This is a genomic window from Legionella sp. PC997 (genome assembly GCF_014109825.1).
Classification (GTDB): Bacteria; Pseudomonadota; Gammaproteobacteria; order Legionellales; family Legionellaceae; genus Legionella.
This window is the reverse complement of record NZ_CP059576.1, coordinates 1,228,000-1,248,121: the sequence shown is the minus strand read 5'-3', so window position 1 is coordinate 1,248,121 and position 20,122 is coordinate 1,228,000. Positions and strand designations below refer to the sequence as shown.

Sequence of the window (20,122 nt, the reverse complement as noted above, 5' to 3'; positions counted from 1 at the left end):
TTGCCGCTATTATACACGGATTACAAGCATTCATCATCCCTGATGAATAAGAGAATATTTACATTGTATTAGAGGTTCCCAGGATAATATCATTACTCTTTTTTTGCGCAATTGTAACCCTTCAATTTCAGCATCAAACAGTTTGTTGTGTTGGAGTTTTTGTAATTGAGCTCATTTTGTTCTAAAACCAAACGATTCTGTTTCATCTAGCTGCCCTATTAGAATAGTTTGCTCTGGAATTCTCCTCATACGGGAAAATGGCTCTATAGAGCATTCCTTTAGAGGGGGAAAGAATTTTATTCTGATCGGAGTAGGGATTTTATTTTAGTTTTTGGGTTCAACCACGAACCCAAAAACTGCCATCTAGTTTGAGTAGAGAAACTCGTTGCAAGTAATACTACTTGGTCTCTAATTTTTTATAGTATAGGTAAAAGAGGTCTGTGAATCTAAGAGATGAAGATCGGGCAATTCGGTAGAATCAGCTAACACATTTCTATAATGAGTCGGATTTCTTTCGTTCCTTGAGCTCGCAGTATTTCCAGGTGTAAACACATTACCCATATCCGAATAAGAACCTGTTATACCTATACTTTCGCCCTGATTTTCAGAACTTGGAGAGATGGATGAACGAGTTCTCATTGCTGCTTTAACTCCCATTCCAGCCAACCCACCGATGAGCAAAAATGGTGACCAGAGTACTGCACCTGCAGATTTTATAATTCCTTTAAAAGTTAATCCATCATCATTAACCACTCTCGATTTAATCATCTCGAACACATTTTTATTGCTGTCGTAACATTCTTTAGCACTAGAGTATATAGAAACCAAACCTAAAGCCCCATATAAAACAAGTCCACCCAGCCCAAAAGTTGCCAGATTCAAACCAAGTGCACCTGCAGCACCCGCTCCTGCAATTCCTGCGGTAGTTGAGGCTGCAGTAAATCCCATAGTAAGATTGAATAGTACTGCAACGATAATAATAGGAAGAAGCACCAAACTACCTACGAGTACTACTCCAGGACCACCAGAATAGTAATGCTGACGATAAGGGGAAGGAGAAACTACTGCAATTTGAGGACGCCGGGATGTAACCTGAACAGTAGGGCTATAAGGGGTTGTGACCACTTGCGGGTACAATCGCGAACCATGATTGTGATGATGGGAGCCCCCAGAATGAACACCAGTAACTTGATTATGGTGATGATGGTTTTTATATGACACTTTATTCTCCTTTTTCTTTTTATTAAATTCCAAAATTTGAAGCAAGAAGTATAAAAAAGAAAACTTAAGGTTTTATTAATAAGACCCATGAACCTTTACAAAAAAATTACATTTCTTTACAAAGATCATATGATGACTAATAGAAAAACAGCTAGTATCCAAATTAAACCGCTCGCAACATAAGGATGTTCATATCCTTTAAAATTTTTTCTTCGGTAGAACACATCAAAAATAAGTACCGGGACAACGGAAAGAAAAGTTAGCATAAATACCAAAACTAATGAGACCGCCCCCTTCTGAAAAGGCATTATACGCACTATTAAATTTAATACATCTTGTAATAGTTCATGAGCGTAAAATAATCCCCATAAAACCCAAAAATTATAAGTATAGAGGAGCCAGGAGGCAGCAAACATGGGTATAATTAATTTGGCACCTTTTATAGCAAAGAGTTTGTTAAAGGCTTTGATAAATTCTTCTGAAAAGAACACTATAATCGAACTTAACAGAACAACCAAAGCTAATGTTACTAACATTTATCTGTTCCCTTTCTCAACATCTTCTAATACCTCCCAACGTTCATAAAGTTGGGTTAATAACGTTTCATCTTCAGCCAATCCTTGATTAATTTTTGCAATCATCTGAGCATCTTGTTGGTAAAATTTAGGATCAGCCATTTTTAAATGTAACTCTGCTATTTTTGACTCCAATAACTCAATTTTCTGGGGTAATTGTGCAAGCTCTCGTTGCTCATTGAAACTTAATTTATTTGTTGGCGTAGTTCGTTTGACACTCGGTGCTTTTGTTGCCTGATCACGCTGTTGTTGTTTCTTATGCATTTTATATTCATCATAACCCCCAACAAACTCATTAAATTGCCCTGCTTCCTCATAAACCAGAACACTGGTAACCACCTGATTAATAAAAGCCCTATCGTGGCTAATTAATATTAATGTTCCAGGGTACTCCCCTAACATGTCTTCTAGAAGTTCTAATGTTTCAATATCTAAATCATTAGTGGGTTCATCCATCACGAGCAGATTAACTGGTTTTGCAAAGAGTTTTGCGAGTAATAACCTATTTCTTTCTCCACCAGAAAGGACCGAAACCGGTTGATTAAACCGCTCGGATGAAAATAAAAATTCACGCAAGTAACTGGCCACATGCTTTTGTTTGCCGTTAATTGTTACATAATCGGCCCCATCACCCACATTAAACATGACGGTTTGATCTTCATGTAATTGCCGACGTAGTTGATCAAAATAAGCAACGCTCAGGGACGTACCAAGTTTTATCTCGCCAGAGTCTGGCTGCAGTTCTCCAAGCAATAGTCGTACTAAAGTCGTTTTACCACACCCGTTAGGGCCAATTATTCCCAGTTTATCGCCTCGAGTCAGCAATAAGGAAAAATCACGTAAAATCGTTTTATCTCCTAGGGTGTAATTAACGTGGTTTGCTTCAATCACGACCGAACCTGAACGAGTTACATCAAGGGTGAATGCTTTAACCTTCCCCACTTGATTTCGACGTGCTTTATATTCTTCACGCAATGCTTTCAAGGCACGAACTCGCCCTTCATTTCGAGTACGCCGTGCTTTGATTCCTGTACGAATCCATACCTCCTCCTCGGCTAGCTTTTTATCAAATAAATTATTTTGCTTTTGTTCGCTTAGACGAATGGACTCTCTTCTGTCCAGGTATGTTTCATAATCACAGTCATGCTGGTACAACTTCCCTCTATCTATTTCTACAATCCGATTAGTGACTTGACTTAAAAACTCCCGATCGTGAGTGACTAACAACACCGATCCTTTGAAACTTTTCAAATAAGATTCTAACCATTCAATTGCTTCAATATCTAAATGGTTGGTCGGTTCATCCAATAATAATAAATCTGGGGTGGCGATTAGCGCAGCTCCTAAAAGCACGCGTCGTTTCATGCCACCTGAGAGGTTATTCATACGCTCTCGAGTCTCTATGCCTAAACGACTGGCCATGGTCTCAATGTGCGGCAATTTGTCCCAAGCATGTAAAGTATCCATTTGTTGTTGGCATGCGGCTAATTTATCCATATCTCCCGATTGGGATAATTCATTAAAACGGCATAAAACCTCTCCTACTTCACCAAGGCCTTTTACGAGGAAATGGTAGACGGACTCTTCTTCTGCAATTGGAACTTCCTGCGTTAATCCAGCAACACGCAATCCAGAAAGTTGCTGGATTTGACCGCTATCAGGAATCAAATCCCCTTGCAGCAGTTTAAGAAGTGTAGATTTACCTGCTCCATTTCGTCCAACTAAGGCAATACGATCCTGTGGTTGAATCTGCCAATCTGCATTATCCAATAACTGATTACCCGCAATATTGAGGGACACGCCATGAAGGGAAATTATACTCATACACTAACTCTGACTTTTAAAATATGTAGCCGGGAAGCGAAGCGGTGTTCGGTTTTCTTATTATTGATTCCCGGATTGCCGTTTGGTCTTCACCAGGCTACTTGTAAATGAATTACTTCGAAGATAAAACCATTATACCATCCATCTCAACTTGAGCGCCACGTGGTAATGCAGAAACTCCTATCGCAGCACGTGCTGGATAAGGTGCCGCAAAATAACGACTCATTGCTTCATTAATTAATGGAAAATGACGCAAATCTGTAAGATACACATTCAATTTCGCAATTTGCGCCAAACTACCACCAGCGGCTTCACAAACTGCTGCTAAATTTTCTAAAACCTGTGTAATTTGTATTTTAATATCTTCACTACATAGTTGCATAGTAACTGGATCAATTGGTATTTGACCTGAAAGATAAACTGTATCGCCACACTGGATTGCTTGTGAATAGGTTCCAATAGCCTCAGGAGCCAATTTTGTATTTACAGGTTGCATTAATTATCCCCTTGTTTTTTTCTATAAAGACGCATGACTACTTTATTTGCTCTCAATCGACGCATGACGCGAGCCAAATGGGTTCTATCCACAACACTAATTGAGAAAGTTACCGCATTATGCCGGCCATCACGCGGATCTACATTTATATTACCAATGTTTGATCCAGCCTCAGCGATAGCAGTTGCGAGTGCGGCCAACACACCGCGTTCATTCACTACATCCACTGTTATATCAACCCAGTACTCGCCTTCAACCTTCTCATCCCACCGTAAAGCAACAAATTGCTCTGGATTGGTTCGTGAGTTTTTGAGTGTAGTACAATCACTGCTATGTACTATAATTCCTCGACCTTGCTGGAATTTTCCTACAATATTATCACCAGGAATAGGCTGACAGCACTCACTAAAATGCACCACCATTCCTTCGGTACCTTTGATTGCCAAGGGGTGGGTTTTAATTCCTTTATCCAATTCATTAGAATCTTGTGAAACTACCAATCTTTTCGCAATTACCATCGCCATTTGATTGCCTATGCCAATCGCATAAAGTAAATCCTCTATCGCTTTATAGTGTAAATCGCTTAATAATGCTTGTAAGGATTCAGGTGGTATTTTTGCATAATCACTAGACAACTCATTTAAAGATTGCTCAAGAAGGCGCTTACCTAAACTAATTGATTCGGTATTCTGTTGGCTTTTCAAAAAATGACGAATATTTGAACGGGCTTTTCCAGTAACTACAAAGTTTAGCCATGCCGGATTTGGATGGGCTCCCTGCGCGGTGATAATTTCTACTGTTTGGCCATTTGATAAGGGTATACTGAGTGGAACCAGTTTTCGATTTACTTTCGCAGCGACACAACTATTACCTACTCCAGAATGAACTGAATAAGCAAAATCAACCGGAGTCGCTCCCTTGGGTAACTCCATAATGTGACCTTTAGGGGTAAATACGTATACTTCATCGGGGAATAAATCAATTTTAACATTTTCGATAAATTCCAATGAGCTTCCTGTACTGCGTTGCATTTCTAACAGACTTTGTACCCACTCTCTTGCGCGCAATTGGGCTTCATTGACCTCGAGACCTGAAGATTTATAGATCCAATGTGCAGCTACTCCATTATCCGCTACTTTATCCATATCACGAGTACGAATTTGCACTTCCAAAGGGACTCCGAAAGGTCCAAACAAGGTCGTATGGAGCGATTGATATCCATTTGCCTTAGGTATGCCAATATAATCTTTAAAGCGTTGCGGTACCGGTTTATAAGTACAATGCAAAGCACCCAAAATCCGGTAACAGGAATCAATATCTTCAGTAATCACACGAAAAGCAAAAACATCAGTAATTTCGGTAAATGAGGCTTTTTTCTGACGCATCTTCTTATAAATGCTATATAAGTGCTTCTGTCTGCCGAATACTTGTTCATAAGGGATATTCAATTGTGCTAATGCCAGTTGCAAATCACGTTCAATAGTTTGGGTCAATTCACGTCGATTGCCCCGAGATTTTTCAACTGCTGATTTAATTGCCCTATACCGCATCGGATACAATGCCTGGAATCCTAAATCCTCTAAGCCTACATAAATTGAATGCATCCCTAAACGGTTAGCGATTGGTGCATAAATTTCTAAAGTTTCGATGGCGATACGTCTGCGTTTTGCATAAGGCATTGCACCAAGAGTTTTCATGTTGTGTAGTCGGTCAGCCAACTTAACGATAATTACACGAATGTCTTTGACCATGGCCAAGACCATTTTACGAAAATTTTCCGCCTGCGCTTCTGCTTTTGATTCAAATTTGATTTTAGTTAGTTTGGTAACACCATCTACAAGAGAGGTAATTTCTTCGCCAAATTGACGGGTTAAATCTTCTTTACTCACGGAAGTATCTTCAACCACATCGTGGAGTAAAGTAGCCATGATCGTTTGATAATCAAGACGCATTCGAGCGAGAATCAAGGCTGCTGCAACAGGGTGAGTAATATAGGGCTCGCCAGAACGACGCATTTGTCCATGATGCGCTTTCTCCGCGACCAAATAGGCTTGGTAACATTTTTCTATTTGCGACTGCTCAAGGTAGCATTTCAGCTCTTCATCGAGCTCCTTAAAGTAGCTCACGCAGTACTCCCTAGTATCTAACATGACCATACCCCTATACCTCTAAATTCACCCTATTAAGGCACCTTCGAATAATCACAGTCCTCTCTTTGATTCGTAGCTAGGGTGAACAAGCGGAATCCTGGAATGAGTAACCAAAACCTAGGTCCGCTTCGCCCAGGCTATATAAACAGTGCCATCTACTCTTTATCCAAAATTTCTGGGGTAATTAAACCTTCTGCTATTTCACGTAGAGCCACCACGGTCGGTTTATCATTTTCCCATTCTACCATGGGTTGATCTCCTCGAACCGCAATTTGACGTGCCCGTTTCGTGGCTACCATAACCAGCTCAAATCGATTCGCAACATTTTTTAAACAATCTTCAACTGTAACTCGTGCCATAAATCATTCTCCGGTAGCAAAACCTTGTATTTTACTGCGATGACAACAGGAAAGAAAGCAATTTTGATTGTTTATTTATCTGTCGCTTAATACACAAGCGGTTTGCAATCACAATCGCTCCCAACTCCATCGCTGCTTTTTCAAAATTATCATTAACGATTAAATAATCAAATTCAGGATAATGACTCAGCTCATCTTGAGCCTTTTTCATTCGATCACTAACCACATCATCTTTATCTTGTCGTCTATTTAATAGTCGTTGTCTCAAGACTTCCAAGGATGGGGGCACAATAAAAATACTCACCGCCTCAGGAAAAGAACGTCTAATCTGAGTCGCTCCTTGCCAGTCGATGTCCAGAACCACATCGATACCATTTTGCAAACGTCTTGCAATTTGCTCCATGGAGGTTCCATATAAATGATTAAAGACCCGGGCATGCTCCAAAAAAGCACAATCATCAATCATACGCATAAATTCTTTTTCATCAGTAAAAAAGTAATCCACTCCATTACGCTCTCCAGGCCGCATGGTTCGAGTTGTATGCGAAATGGATACCTCAATATTATCCATAGTTTCGATCAACCTTTTTACTAAACTTGTTTTGCCTCCCCCAGAAGGTGCTGCAACAATAAATAAATTACCCGAATAATCACCCACAATAGTACTCACTCAATATTTTGAATTTGCTCACGCATTTGCTCAATTAAAACTTTCATTTCTACTGCACTCTTAGTCAATTCTCCAGAGTCCGATTTTGAGCTTAGCGTATTCGCCTCCCTATTTAATTCTTGCATCAAAAAATCTAGACGTCTTCCTGCGATTTTATCGCAATTTAACGTCCGACTCACCTCATCAAGATGAGTCTGTAGTCTATCTAATTCCTCACTGACATCAAGACGAGCCAAAATTAAAGCAATTTCTTGCTCCACACGTGACTCTTGCACTTCAAGTTTCACTGAGTGTAATCGGGTCAATAGCTTATCTTTTACTTGTTCTGTTTGCGTTAATACTATAGAACGTGCGCGCTTAACTTCTTGACCTAATTCACTTAGTCTCCCTTCAATATGTGCTTTCAGTGCGCTCCCTTCGGTTACACGCATTTGTTTTAGTTGCTCAATCGCACTCTTAAATAAAGAAAGTGCGTGCTCTCCTAAAATATCTGCATCGGGCACACTGGCTTGCACCACACCAGGCCAAGATAAGACACGACTAATACTTAAATCATTCGGCAAATGATGTGATGCAGAAAGTTTCTCACTTAAATTTACTAATGCATTAACCATGCCTGTATTTATAAGCATAGACTGATTATTAGAACTTGTGTCTTGATATTTAAGCTGACACTCTAATTTGCCGCGATTGATTACATCTCGCAACACATGACGCAATTGAGGTTCTATAAATCGGAATGATTCAGGTAAACGAAATGAAACATCCAGATATCGATGATTAACTGACTTGATTTCCCAACAAAAATGCCCCTCTTCGATTTGCTTTTGCACTCGCGAGAAAGCCGTCATACTTTGAAGCATATAGAATACCAATGAATAAACCTTGCGCGAATATACCCCAATTTAAAGCAATTGCACAGATACAAACCTCTTGATATGCACCTCAGCATAGCAACCACAGTGATCAATATTAAAACAATTTGAAGATTAATTAGAGATCTACTTATGAAAACATATTAAAGTATATCCCGGATTGAAAACCCGGGATTAAAGAATTATTTGCTTAGCGAAGAACCAGGCCCGGATTTTGGTGGCGACTGATGATGCGACCATAATTCACTCAACTTCTCATTCATCCAACTCATCAGTGTAACCGCAGACATCACTCGTAGACCTCGGGGAAGCCCACCATTAAAAAAACCATAAATGCCATACTCTGCATGAATCTTCCGAGTCGCTTGGAAAAAACCAGAAGAATTTTTAGAAATAGAAGCCTGTTGTACTGTCTTTATTACATCAAACTTTTGTGACGCTAATGTTGCTCCAATTCCTGCCAATATACCAGCAAAGGAAGAAGCAGCAAAATCATTAGGGCAATATTCCATTATTCTGACTTTTAATGCAGGTGTCACCGCCAAAAAAAATGTAGAAAACATACCCTCTCGAAGCATCGTTGACAACATCCCCGTATAAAGATGAGACCATCCTCCCTGCCTCACCATATAGGAGCCCGCCGCAAAAAAACTGTGCTTTTGGTGGGTCATGATCATCTCAGTTGGACAACTAATTGCAGCAGAACCAACTCCTGCAGCAAATGCACTAATTAGCTTTTGGGTATTAGACAATTCATATTTATTCCCAAAAAACCAATTTTGGAAAAAACGATTCAAACCAACTTGAACCGCAGTTATTGGGACCATACTCGCAGCATTTGGCAATATTCCTCGATACAATACTTGTGGATTTAGAGTAAAGGGTTCTTTTTTTTGCATTCGTGTTTTTATAGACCACAAAGGATGATCCACGAACACTTCAAAAGCCCCAGTGATACTTCCCGAGATGATGCTTTGAACTACACTAAGATTGTTTTTCTTTTCTTTAGGGCGCGTCTTGTCTTTATGCGCCTCATTTTTAGCTTGAGTCATAATATTCTCCAAAAGTGATGTCAAATTTAATTCATTACCCGCTCGCTTCCTCCCTAGAGAGGTGCGGATAATGCAAAAAAACCGCCCTAGGGAAAATCGGGTAAGACAAGAATCACTAATAAAGAAGAATGACTTTGGGAAACAACTAAATCGCAGACAAACAGAGAGCTTGCAGATAAATCTGCAGATAATGCAACACTGTATTCATGACTGCGATGACACATAATGGACACTTTTTTTATAGATAGAATTCAAAATAACATGATGAATCAATATTAATCAATATGAATATAAAGAAATTTTCATAATTTTGAGTGAATTATTCTTTAGCATTTCTGTTCTCTAATATTCAAGTTATTCCTTGCTGAATGAATCACTCATAATCCAAATGGTATTTGTTTTATTGCGTCGTATATACTTTAGGATGCAACTCCGGGAGTTAAGCGTTATAATTCCTAATTTTTAACGAGGATTATTCTATGCGCCCAAGTAATCGAGAAGCAAATCAACTACGTTCTGTTAAAATCACCAGAAACTACACCAAACACGCTGAAGGTTCCGTCCTGGTTGAATTCGGACAAACTAAAGTATTATGTAATGCTTCGGTTACTGATGGAGTTCCTCGTTTTATTAAAGGTAAAAACCAGGGCTGGGTTACTGCTGAATATGGAATGCTTCCCCGCGCAACTCATAGCCGTACTGAACGCGAAGCAAGCAAGGGAAAGCAAGGCGGCAGAACCATGGAAATTCAACGTCTAATCGGCCGTTCTCTTAGAGCCTGTGTTGATTTAAAAGTTTTAGGGGAGAATACAATAACATTAGATTGTGATGTAATTCAGGCTGATGGGGGTACAAGAACTGCCGCTATTACCGGTGCCTGCGTCGCAATGAGGGATGCGGTAACTTGGATGGTCGAACGCGAAAAAATACGTAAAATGCCTGCATTTCATTACATTGCCGCAGTTTCTGTGGGCCTCTATCGGGGTCAACCGGTACTTGATTTAGATTATGCCGAAGACGTACTTGCTGAAACAGACATGAATGTAGTAATGAACGAAGCAGGACATTTCATAGAGATTCAAGGCACTGCCGAAGACAGACATTTCAATCGCGATGAATTGAACAACATGCTGGCACTTGCCGAAATTGGTATTCCTCAATTGATTGAATTGCAGAAAAATGCTTAAGCTTTAAATAGCTCCGGGCTTCATGTCATTAAAGTTAATCATTGGTCATTCCCGCGAAAGCGGGAACCGAGTTTTATGAAATCTTCAGCACTCAAAACGGGAGCTTCGCCCTCTAAGAGGCACCAGAATAGAATCCAAATCGAAAGATGACAAATCAAAGAGTCCAACTGAATTGAATGGCTGCATTACATAGACCTTCGGGAAACTCTTTAAAATAAATTTTTATCAATAGCCACTTCACGTGCTGTATAAATAGAGATAATATTTTTCTTCACCAACTCAGTTAAATGCTGATCCAAAGTTTGCATTCCTTTGCCTTGACCTGTTTGGATTGAAGAGTACATTTGTGCCACTTTATCTTCACGAATTAAGTTTCGTATCGCACCGGTACAAATCATAATTTCCAAAGCAGCAACCCGTCCCCCACCATTTTTTTTCAATAAAGTTTGTGCTACTACGGCTTGCAAAGATTCGGATAACATAGAACGCACCATCGATTTTTCTTCAGCAGGAAACACATCAATAATTCTATTGATGGTTTTGGTTGCTGAATTGGTATGTAAGGTCCCAAATACAAGGTGTCCGGTTTCCGCAGCAGTCATTGCCAAGCGGATTGTCTCCAAATCCCGCAATTCCCCGACTAGAATCACATCCGGATCCTCGCGAAGTGCCGAACGTAAAGCCGCATTAAAACTCAGCGTATCACGATGAACTTCCCGTTGGTTTAACAAACATTTCTTACTTTGATGTACAAACTCTATAGGATCTTCAACTGTTAAAATATGATCGTAACGATTTGCATTAATGTAATCGATGATCGCAGCCAATGTAGTACTTTTACCTGAGCCTGTAGGACCAGTTATCAATACTAATCCCTTAGGATAACTAGCCATTTCTTCAAAAATAGGAGGTAGTCCTAGATCATCCATGCCTAAAATTTCGGAAGGGATGGTACGAAAAACTGCCGCGGCGCCACGTAATTGATTAAACACATTCACCCTAAAACGGGCTAGATTTGCGATTTCAAAAGAAAAATCAACCTCTAAATATTCTTCAAATTCTTTTCTCTGCCTGTCATTCATTACATCATAGACAATTTTCATTACCTCTTTATGCTCCAGGGCGGGTAAATTGATTTTACGTAAATCCCCATCAACTCGAATCATTGGAGGCAAACCTGCCGAAAGATGTAAGTCTGAGGATTTATTTTTTACTGAAAACGCCAATAGTTCCGCTATGTCCATTGCTTAATCATCCCGATTGAATCAATAATAGATTGGACCTTAAAATCAATCTCAATCTAATGCTATTAGATTAGCTCACGAAGTGGTACTCGGCAAATATTGTTTCTTTTGTTATTGTTGAGATTTTCAAGGGTGTATCTAAAAATTATGAATTTTTATAACAATCTAAAACTAATCAAAGAATTAATCAGACAAACTGAACTTGAATGCGACCGAAAACCTGGAAGTGTCCTTTTGCTCGCTGTCAGCAAACAACAAAGCATCGAGGCCATTAATGAATTATTTCAGCTTGGAATTACAAACTTTGGTGAAAGTTACTTCCAAGAAGCACAAAAAAAAATAGATGCCTTTAAAAATAGTCCTATATGCTGGCATTTTATCGGCCCCATTCAAAGTAATAAAACCAAAGGGATTGCCACTTCCTTTAACTGGGTGCATAGTATTAGTCGATTTAAAATCGCCCAGCATCTCAATGAATACCGTCCACGCCATTTAGACCCACTCAATATTTGTTTACAAATTAATTTGGTTGAGGAAAAAACCAAATCAGGAATACCCCCAGAACATGCAGCCGAACTAGCCTTAGCTGTGAATCAACTACCTTATCTCAAACTAAGAGGCTTAATGACTATTCCGCCCCCCCAACAGGATATGCAAAGTCAATATGAAATCTTTAAGCAACTTAATCAATTGATGCATTCACTCAATCGTGAACTTGGTCTAAACATGGATACCTTGTCTATGGGAATGAGTGATGATTTAGTCCCAGCTATTAAAGCAGGTGCTACTATTGTGCGTGTTGGACGCGCCTTATTTGGTGAGCGACAAAAATAAAGCGACGCGCTATAATCCTGGAAAAATTAGTTGCCTAAATACGTGTAGGGGAATATATGTCTGGAATTATCGTTGTATTGATCTTCGTGGTTTCGTTATTTTTTTCACTCGCCATTTTCAGTTTATGGCTTCGAATCGCCCTACGCTATTTACGTGTCAGTGCCCTTCACCCAGTAAGCCAACTTATTTATAAAGTAACTAACCCTATAGTCAATCCTATCCAACTGATAACAAAACAACCCTATAAACCCGGACAAAAATATGATGTGCCCGCTTTCATTACTTTGGTTCTGGTTGAGCTATTGAAAATTCTCTGTATCAGCCTTCTTGCCTTAGGTGGATTAATTCCTATTGGATTCATAGTGATGTACATCATTGCGGACTTAATTATCCAACCATGTGATATTTTATTTTATGCCATACTTGTGCGCGTTATCATGAGTTTTATTAATCCCAACTGGCAAGGACCAATTGCCGATTTTTTACGTATGTTAACAGAACCCTTGTTAAAGCTTGGTAGAAAGATTGTTCCAGATATTTCAGGTTTTGATTTCTCCCCCTTTATCATTCTGGTTTTATTGAAAATTATTACATTATTTATCAATGCAAGCCTACCCTGGAGATTATTATAAAAGCGACTATACTTAATTTTAAGCAGAGGATTATCAGGATTAACTTATGAAATTGACGCTCCTCAGTAGCACTGGCTTAGGATTGCTTCTTGTACCTTTTAGTCTATTTGCTGATACCCAATCTTATTATTGTCCACAAAACCATGGATATATTAAGGTAGGGATGACTCCTGATGAAGTGATTGCAGCTTGTGGCCAACCCGTAAGCCAGCAGGAATCCAATCAACCTTTGATGCAAAAAATTCCAGTACAACAACTCATTTACAATAATATGGGAACGAGTACCGCTTTTTATGGAGTATGGAATGTGCCTACAGGTAGTGGCGGAGTACAGCTTGAAATAGACATTGTGAATCAAAAAGTACGCTCCATCAAAATGAATGGTTCTGATAGCAATGCAGTTTCTGTTTGCCAGGGGGCTAATATTCAAGCCGGAGATCCGGTACAAAAAGTCTATTACGCTTGCGGAAGCCCTTCTATTGTAAATAATTCCTTTATCAATGAAATTGTACCCACAGCAACCAAACCTGTAGTTTGGATCTATCAGCCTGGTGAGTATCAACCTACTGTATCCATGACTTTTGTTAACGGTAAACTACAATCCATCCAATAAAGCGTTTATTTTTTCATTGATTTCTATTTTTTGAGCGAATCACAACTCAACTCTATGGTAAGTTAAAGAAATAAGCTAAACTGTCAAAATTTTAGCGCAGAGAAGCACTTATTAGTGATACGTTCTTTGTTTTTTAAATATTCATTGAGGTAAACCAAGAAATGACAGCAAGTATAGATGAAATTACTATTGCATATGGCGAAAATGGGACAGAAACAGTTAAAGAATTGGATAAAAAAATACTAACTCGTGGGGCTTGGACTACGATTATGTTTAAGTATCAAGATTGGGATAATGCTCAAAATGACTTCGGCCCTGTAAAATTTTCAATTCGCCGTTATCAAAAACGTAATAATCAATACTGGCAAAAATCTAAATTTAATATTTCCAGCGCCGAACAAGCACAAAAAATCATTGATATTCTTGGTGATTGGCTAAAATAACCCCATGTTTCTAATTGTTCGTTTGAATTTTAAAAATTTAGAAGTTTAAATAGTAATTTTTTTCTATCATCATTGTGCTTTTCTTCGGCACTAACCGATATCTATCTTAGTAACCTCCTGTAAATATACAATTTTATCTTATAAAAAAACGATTTACGGGAGGTTTTGTTTCATTCAAATACCCGAGTGCCCACAAAATGAACCCTGAGAATTGATTTTATTCTAATTAATCAATTTTGTTAAGGTTCAGTTAATTTTTGATCCGTATAATACGAATTCAAATTCAACAATTAATATAAGATATAGCTATGCAGACTAAAAGAGAAACTTCAAATACAAAATCTAGGCAAACCATAGTTCCATCTATATGGAGTACGTTGGCACCAATGGATTTGATAAAGCAAAGAATGCAAGACGTAAAAAATGGGAAAGCTCCTGCGTTTCCAATATTGAATCTTCCAAATATGGGAAACTATTCATGGCTTCCCACACCCATGAATTTTATAAGAGAACAAATAAAAGCCTCCAAATCCGGACAGATGGTGACCACAAAATGGTTCTCAACCTTGTACCCCACTGCGTGGTTTACTACCCCAATGGATGTAGTAAAGTTTAATATGCAAGCAAAAACGGCGAAAACATCTACGCACGCAACCACACCAGTTGTTGCATCTCCCATGGTTCCACCTCCAGGGAAAAAAGGGCCTGATTTTCCAAAATGGATGCCCTCAATGGATCAGATCCACACACAAGTTTGGAATGGACTGAATTTCTCAACTGTTGCATTGTTCACCAGTTTTAGTATTGTATTTGTTCAAAGTCCGATAAAAACAATGTTAGTTAGCTTAACCAAGAACGGTACGATGATTCCTCCTTACCAAGGTGGAGTTCTGGGATTCTTCAATGCAATGTATGCAGGCACTTCAGCTTCTCTTTCGGGATCAGTAATTCGAAGTGGCTATGTTTCCAGTGCTAAAGGGGGCAGCAAGCCTGTAGAAGAAAATCTTCTAAAGGATGAGGGAACTCTACAAGAAGAGGGGAAGAAATATTCAGGAGCGACTTGGCGTTATATTGGGCCTATGGCACTTGGCGAGCTTCTGGTTACCCAAATATCCGAGTCTTTATCTACGTTGAGAAAAGGTAACATTCTTCCTGAAAACTTTAAATGGAAAACCCCTCATAACGCGTGGAGTTTAATGTCGGGGGGATTTATACCAAGATATGGATCGGGGTTGATTAACTTTACGGCTTTATGTGTTCTTGAAGACAAAATTGCCAAAAAACTACAGTTTGAAGGTGGTAAGGGACATCTTATAAGCGGAGCAGCCGCGGGGGCCGTTGCAGGCGGTTGTGCGTATGTCCCAACAGTATATAAAGATTACTTACTCCTGCAATCTAAGGTTACACCTGATGGACGCCTCCACAATGCGAGCACCTTTAAAATAACCAAAGAACTATTTTATTGCTTCTTAAACGATCCAAAAACTTCATTGAAATCCTTTGGATCGATGGCTTTGAAACAAGTACCGATGCGCATGTGCTTAACTGCCGCCATATTTGGTATTGTTTCTAGTGTAGGTGAAACTATGGGACCTGAACCATTGAAAAAAGTGGTTCCAGAGGATTACCAACCATCACCTGGAAAATCAAGACATACTATGTTTGCGACCAAGGGATCAACACCTCGAATTGAAGAAGTCGTTGAAGAGCAAAGCAATGAAAAAGAGCAAAACAAAGGTTCTAAATTAAATTAATGAGCGACATCTATTACATAACAAATCATTTAATTTTCAAAAAATGGTTTGTTATGTGCAAAAATAGTGTATGATAAATGCTGTAGTGTGCAATTTTAGGGCATTCTACAGTATTTAACGTTATTAAAAGGATTGAAAATGATGTCACGATTTTTTGTTGCGCCAGTTAAAGCCGCTTTTGAAACTACAGGCTATTCTATTGCAGCCGCAGCGGTTGGTTCTTCAGTTTATAAACTCACCACGATGAATGATAAAAACAAAGAAAATCAAGAAAATAAATCTGTCTCCCTAGAGCAAGAACATTCCTCAAGTACTACAAAAATGCATTTTTGATTCCATATCCTCATACTTATTTTAATGAATAACTCAAAGATGGTGTTGTCAATTTCAATTACAACACCAATTTCAAACATAAACGGTAAGTTCTATATTAATTCCAATCCAGGATGAGAGCGTTCAAAATAGTTCTGAACCATTTGCTCTGAAACCAAATCCAAACGGGTCGGATGCCATTGAGGACTCTTATCTTTATCTATTAGTAAAGCTCTAACTCCTTCATAAAAATCATGGCCATGCATAAAATGACTGACCATGTCATAATCCATTTTTAAACATTGTGCTAAAGACATTCCCCTCGCTTTGTGTAATTGCGCTAGCGTCACTTTAAGACTCAAAGGAGATTTCTGTGCCAAAGTATTATCAACTGACTCTGCCCATACTGTATTAGCACTTTGTAATGACTCGCGGATCATTTCAACTGTTGGATGCGCAAAACATACATCAATTGAAGGTTTAATTTGGCTTACTTCCTCCGTAGAAGATGTACTAGTGAAGGCTTGCATACATCGATTGACTTGCTCCATAGGATCTTTTGATAAATCTTCGTTCATTAATGCATCATACAAAGCAGGCATTTGTTCCGAAGATATTATTTTTTTAACTAATCCTGCTTTCATGGCATCATGCGAGCTCAAGCGATTACCCGTTAACCCCAAATAAATACCCAAAGATCCGGGGCATCGAGTTAATAAATAACTTGCACCAATATCGGGAAAGAAACCAATGCCGGTCTCCGGCATAGCGAATACGAATCGCTCACTGGCTATGGGGTGGCTTCCATGCATGGAAATACCTACTCCCCCGCCCATCACCATCCCATCAATTAACGAAATATACGGTTTACCTAAATGATGAATAAAATGATTTAAACGGTATTCGTGCCAAAAAAATTGCATTTGTTCCGCATCATTAACTTGCCCGGAAAAATAAAGTGAGCGGATATCACCTCCCGCACAAAAAGCATTCCCAGGAACTGCTCGCACTACGACTGCATGGATAGCGTCATCTTCCTTCCACAAACTCAATTGTCTTTGGATATTAAGAATCATATTTAAAGTCAATGCATTCAATGCGTTGGGTCTATTTAATGTAATGACTCCTAATGAACCCTCTTGATTAAAAAGTACTTCATCAGTCATGATTATTTTCCTTTGAACTGAGCAACTCGTTTATCTAGAAATGCCACAACTCCCTCTCGCTTGTCTTCAGAAGCACATACTTTTGCGAAATGTATTGCTTCTAGATGTAAAGCATCAGATAAAGACAAATCATAACCGTGATCAATAACTTCAATTATGCTCGCTACAGCAAGCGGCGCCATACTCAATATTCCCTGCAATAATATTTTACCGCGTTCTAACAAAGCTTCTGGTTCAACAACCTCACTAACCAATCCCCAATGGAGCGCCGTTTCTGCATTAATAAATCGCCCAGTTAAACATAAGTCGAGCGCACGTCCCTTACCAATTAAACGCGCTAATCGTTGCGTGCCCCCATAACCAGGAATCACCCCCAGCTTTACTTCAGGCTGACCAAATTGGGCTTTTGTGGAAGCAATTCTTAATGTTGCAGAAATAGCTAATTCGCAGCCCCCACCGAATGAAAAGCCATTTACCGCTGCCAATGAAGGTTTACCCAAAGTTTCCAAAAGTCGAAACACTTCTTGTCCTCGACATGCAAATTCATATCCTGTTTGAGCGGTACATTCAGCCAAGCGGTTAATATCTGCACCCGCACAAAATGCTTTACCATTACCCGTGATCATCAATGCCTTAACTTTGGGATTTGTTTTTGCATAATGAAATAATTCTTCTAAAGCATCTAATACTTCGGAACTTAAAGCATTTAACTTCTCAGGTCGATTTAAAGTTAACGTTAAAATTCCCTGACTATCCAAATCTTGTTCAATTAAATTCATTTATTTACTCCTTGCTATTGAACATAACGCAGCCAAATTACTACCACACAATCAGCACAAAATGTGCTCCTCATCCAAAGTTGCCTTGGCTACAATTTCCCGCATAATTTCGTTCGTCCCTTCAAGAATCTGGTGCACTCTTAAATCCCTGAATATTCGCTCTATCTTATAATCACGTAAATAGCCATAGCCACCATGAATTTGCATTGCCTTGTCACAAATGCGAAATGCCACATCCGTAGCCAATCGTTTGGCCATAGCACAATATATAGGAACTTGAGGATCATTTTTATCCATGGCACTGGCTGCTCGATAAACCATCAAGCGTGCCGCTTCATAATCTGTCAACATATCAGCAAAATAAAATCGCAATGCTTGCATCTCGGTAAGTGGCTTACCAAATTGTTTACGCTCCTGCATATAGCTTTGCGTTAACCGTAAACAGGCAAGGGCCCCTCCTAAAGAACAGGAAGCAATATTAATCCGCCCTCCATTTAAAGCATTCAAGGCAATTTTAAATCCCATTCCTTCGTCACCAACACGATTGGCGACAGGTACCCGACAATTTTCAAAATATACCATGCAAGTAGGTTGACTATTCCAACCCATTTTTTGTTCTAATTTACCAAAGCTCAATCCAGAAGTGTTTTTTTCAATCAACAAGCAACTTATTCCATGATGCGATTCATCACCTGTTCGAACCATACATAAATAAACATCACTGACTGAACCTCCTGAAATAAAAGCCTTAGAACCATTAAGAATGTAATGATCCCCATCCTTTACAGCTTTAGTCTTTAAAGAAGCCGCATCAGAACCTGATTCAGGTTCAGTCAAACAATAACTGCCAATAACTTCCATAGAGGTTAATTTAGGTCCCCATTTTTTTCTTAACTCAGAATCGGCATATCGATCAACTAAAGAGGTAACCATGTTATGAATAGAAAGGTAAGCACTGGTACTAATACATCCTGTTGCTAATTGTTCGAACAATAATGCCGAGTCCAAACGCGTCAATTGAGATCCACCAATATCCTCACGTGCCATCATCCCTGCCATTCCTAATTTGGCGGCTTCACGTAAGACCTCAACTGGAAAATAATGATGCTCATCCCAATTGTCGGCCATAGGAGCTAATTTGTCGCGTGCAAAGTCAGCTGCCATTTCCCGAAAAGCTAAATGCTCTGCTGTGAATTCAAAATCCATAAACTGTCCTTAGAGAATTTATTCAAATATATTGTTATTATTGCGAATTTTTATCTTCCGTGAAAGATATATGTTTCGAAAATTACCCAAAACATTTTATGAACGAGATACTATTATTGTTGCCAAAGAACTTTTAGGCAAATACATTATTCACAATCATGCAGGAGTGGAATACGTCGGAAGGATCGTTGAGGTTGAAGCATACCTTGGGGAACACGATCTGGCCTCTCACTCTTCTAAGGGTATTACGCAAAGAACAAAAGTCATGTATGGGCCTGCTGGTTACGCTTACATCTACTTAATTTATGGCATGTATTACTGCACTAATATCGTTACTGAAGCTGAAGGAATTGGGTCGGCAATATTGTTGCGCGCTATCGAACCCATCAAAAACATCCAAGGTCGAACTCAAGGCCCTGGGTTACTTTCAAGGGCAATGCATATAGATAAACACCTCAACCAGCAGGATCTAACCAGTGATACCTTCTACATCGCCAAAGCAGAGAATCAAGAGCCCTTTATTATTGTAGAAAAACCAAGAATTGGAGTCCACTATGCAAAAGATTGGGCAAAAAAATTACTACGCTTTTATATCAAAGATAATGCTTTTATATCCAAGCCTTAATCCATAGAAAAGCTTTAAACTTCAGGTTAAAAATGAAGCCTACAGCTTTTTGAAGGATAATGATATGATGGCAAATTTTCTGCATCCTTGAAAAAAATAAGAATA

22 protein-coding genes are annotated in these 20,122 nt (G+C 39.1%); 8 read left to right on the top strand and 14 right to left on the bottom strand.

The window, feature by feature from the left end:
• Positions 1–408: 408 nt before the first annotated feature.
• From HBNCFIEN_RS05200 to HBNCFIEN_RS05155, 10 genes are all read right to left on the bottom strand, one after another.
• Complete coding sequence (locus HBNCFIEN_RS05200) at positions 409–1,221, bottom strand: hypothetical protein (RefSeq protein WP_182393015.1); 813 nt, start codon at positions 1,219–1,221, stop codon at positions 409–411.
• Between the two features lie 125 nt (positions 1,222–1,346).
• Entirely contained in the window at positions 1,347–1,757 is a 411-nt protein-coding gene (locus tag HBNCFIEN_RS05195) for a hypothetical protein (RefSeq protein ID WP_182393014.1), read from the bottom strand.
• Entirely contained in the window at positions 1,758–3,620 is a 1,863-nt protein-coding gene (locus HBNCFIEN_RS05190) for an ATP-binding cassette domain-containing protein (RefSeq protein ID WP_182393013.1), read from the bottom strand.
• Positions 3,621–3,732: 112 nt separating this feature from the next.
• A complete protein-coding gene (locus tag HBNCFIEN_RS05185; protein WP_182393012.1) occupies positions 3,733–4,116 on the bottom strand; it encodes a Rid family detoxifying hydrolase in 384 nt (127 codons plus the stop codon).
• Positions 4,116–6,266 carry a bifunctional GTP diphosphokinase/guanosine-3',5'-bis pyrophosphate 3'-pyrophosphohydrolase gene (gene spoT / locus HBNCFIEN_RS05180; RefSeq protein WP_370530109.1) on the bottom strand — a complete coding sequence of 717 codons (2,151 nt, stop codon included), beginning with the start codon at positions 6,264–6,266 and terminating at the stop codon, positions 4,116–4,118. The genes HBNCFIEN_RS05185 and spoT overlap by 1 nt, the downstream gene beginning before the upstream one ends.
• A 155-nt stretch (positions 6,267–6,421) precedes the next feature.
• Positions 6,422–6,625 (bottom strand): DNA-directed RNA polymerase subunit omega, encoded by a 204-nt coding sequence (gene rpoZ, locus HBNCFIEN_RS05175; RefSeq protein ID WP_010653170.1) that lies wholly within the window; start codon positions 6,623–6,625, stop codon positions 6,422–6,424.
• Between the two features lie 31 nt (positions 6,626–6,656).
• The gene (gene gmk / locus HBNCFIEN_RS05170; RefSeq protein WP_182393615.1) at positions 6,657–7,286 is read right to left on the bottom strand and encodes a guanylate kinase; all 630 of its coding nucleotides are present in this window, start codon (positions 7,284–7,286) and stop codon (positions 6,657–6,659) included.
• Between the two features lie 5 nt (positions 7,287–7,291).
• Positions 7,292–8,158, bottom strand: coding sequence for a YicC/YloC family endoribonuclease (locus HBNCFIEN_RS05165; protein WP_182393010.1), 867 nt, complete (start codon positions 8,156–8,158; stop codon positions 7,292–7,294).
• A gap of 194 nt (positions 8,159–8,352) precedes the next feature.
• Entirely contained in the window at positions 8,353–9,222 is an 870-nt protein-coding gene (locus HBNCFIEN_RS05160) for an MC/SLC25 family protein (protein ID WP_182393009.1), read from the bottom strand.
• A gap of 86 nt (positions 9,223–9,308) precedes the next feature.
• A complete protein-coding gene (locus HBNCFIEN_RS05155; protein ID WP_182393008.1) occupies positions 9,309–9,446 on the bottom strand; it encodes a hypothetical protein in 138 nt (45 codons plus the stop codon).
• A gap of 255 nt (positions 9,447–9,701) precedes the next feature.
• Here HBNCFIEN_RS05155 and rph point away from each other — a divergent pair, with 255 nt between their 5' ends.
• Positions 9,702–10,409 carry a ribonuclease PH gene (gene rph / locus HBNCFIEN_RS05150; protein ID WP_182393007.1) on the top strand — a complete coding sequence of 236 codons (708 nt, stop codon included), beginning with the start codon at positions 9,702–9,704 and terminating at the stop codon, positions 10,407–10,409.
• A 209-nt stretch (positions 10,410–10,618) separates the two neighbouring features.
• Here rph and HBNCFIEN_RS05145 read toward each other — a convergent pair whose 3' ends face one another.
• Entirely contained in the window at positions 10,619–11,653 is a 1,035-nt protein-coding gene (locus tag HBNCFIEN_RS05145; protein ID WP_182393006.1) for a type IV pilus twitching motility protein PilT, read from the bottom strand.
• Between the two features lie 147 nt (positions 11,654–11,800).
• Here HBNCFIEN_RS05145 and HBNCFIEN_RS05140 point away from each other — a divergent pair, with 147 nt between their 5' ends.
• The 6 genes from HBNCFIEN_RS05140 (at position 11,801) to HBNCFIEN_RS05115 (ending at position 16,262) form a co-directional block, all read left to right on the top strand.
• Positions 11,801–12,487: a YggS family pyridoxal phosphate-dependent enzyme gene (locus HBNCFIEN_RS05140; protein WP_182393005.1), complete on the top strand. Its 687-nt coding sequence runs from the start codon at positions 11,801–11,803 to the stop codon at positions 12,485–12,487.
• A 56-nt stretch (positions 12,488–12,543) separates the two neighbouring features.
• Positions 12,544–13,119: a YggT family protein gene (locus tag HBNCFIEN_RS05135; protein WP_182393004.1), complete on the top strand. Its 576-nt coding sequence runs from the start codon at positions 12,544–12,546 to the stop codon at positions 13,117–13,119.
• A 46-nt stretch (positions 13,120–13,165) separates the two neighbouring features.
• Positions 13,166–13,732, top strand: a complete 567-nt coding sequence (locus HBNCFIEN_RS05130; RefSeq protein ID WP_182393003.1) for a DUF2845 domain-containing protein — start codon at positions 13,166–13,168, stop codon at positions 13,730–13,732.
• Positions 13,733–13,893: 161 nt separating this feature from the next.
• A complete protein-coding gene (locus HBNCFIEN_RS05125) occupies positions 13,894–14,175 on the top strand; it encodes a hypothetical protein (RefSeq protein WP_182393002.1) in 282 nt (93 codons plus the stop codon).
• A gap of 308 nt (positions 14,176–14,483) precedes the next feature.
• Positions 14,484–15,929, top strand: coding sequence for a hypothetical protein (locus HBNCFIEN_RS05120; protein WP_182393001.1), 1,446 nt, complete (start codon positions 14,484–14,486; stop codon positions 15,927–15,929).
• A 138-nt stretch (positions 15,930–16,067) separates the two neighbouring features.
• Positions 16,068–16,262 carry a hypothetical protein gene (locus HBNCFIEN_RS05115; protein WP_182393000.1) on the top strand — a complete coding sequence of 65 codons (195 nt, stop codon included), beginning with the start codon at positions 16,068–16,070 and terminating at the stop codon, positions 16,260–16,262.
• Positions 16,263–16,354: 92 nt separating this feature from the next.
• Here HBNCFIEN_RS05115 and HBNCFIEN_RS05110 read toward each other — a convergent pair whose 3' ends face one another.
• From HBNCFIEN_RS05110 to HBNCFIEN_RS05100, 3 genes are read right to left on the bottom strand one after another with little or no spacing between them, the layout of a single operon-like run.
• Complete coding sequence (locus HBNCFIEN_RS05110) at positions 16,355–17,407, bottom strand: enoyl-CoA hydratase/isomerase family protein (RefSeq protein WP_182392999.1); 1,053 nt, start codon at positions 17,405–17,407, stop codon at positions 16,355–16,357.
• A 2-nt stretch (positions 17,408–17,409) separates the two neighbouring features.
• A complete protein-coding gene (locus HBNCFIEN_RS05105; protein WP_182392998.1) occupies positions 17,410–18,186 on the bottom strand; it encodes an enoyl-CoA hydratase/isomerase family protein in 777 nt (258 codons plus the stop codon).
• A 51-nt stretch (positions 18,187–18,237) separates the two neighbouring features.
• Positions 18,238–19,392, bottom strand: coding sequence for an acyl-CoA dehydrogenase family protein (locus HBNCFIEN_RS05100; protein WP_182392997.1), 1,155 nt, complete (start codon positions 19,390–19,392; stop codon positions 18,238–18,240).
• Positions 19,393–19,462: 70 nt separating this feature from the next.
• Here HBNCFIEN_RS05100 and HBNCFIEN_RS05095 point away from each other — a divergent pair, with 70 nt between their 5' ends.
• Complete coding sequence (locus HBNCFIEN_RS05095; protein WP_182392996.1) at positions 19,463–20,017, top strand: DNA-3-methyladenine glycosylase; 555 nt, start codon at positions 19,463–19,465, stop codon at positions 20,015–20,017.
• Positions 20,018–20,122 lie beyond the last annotated feature (105 nt).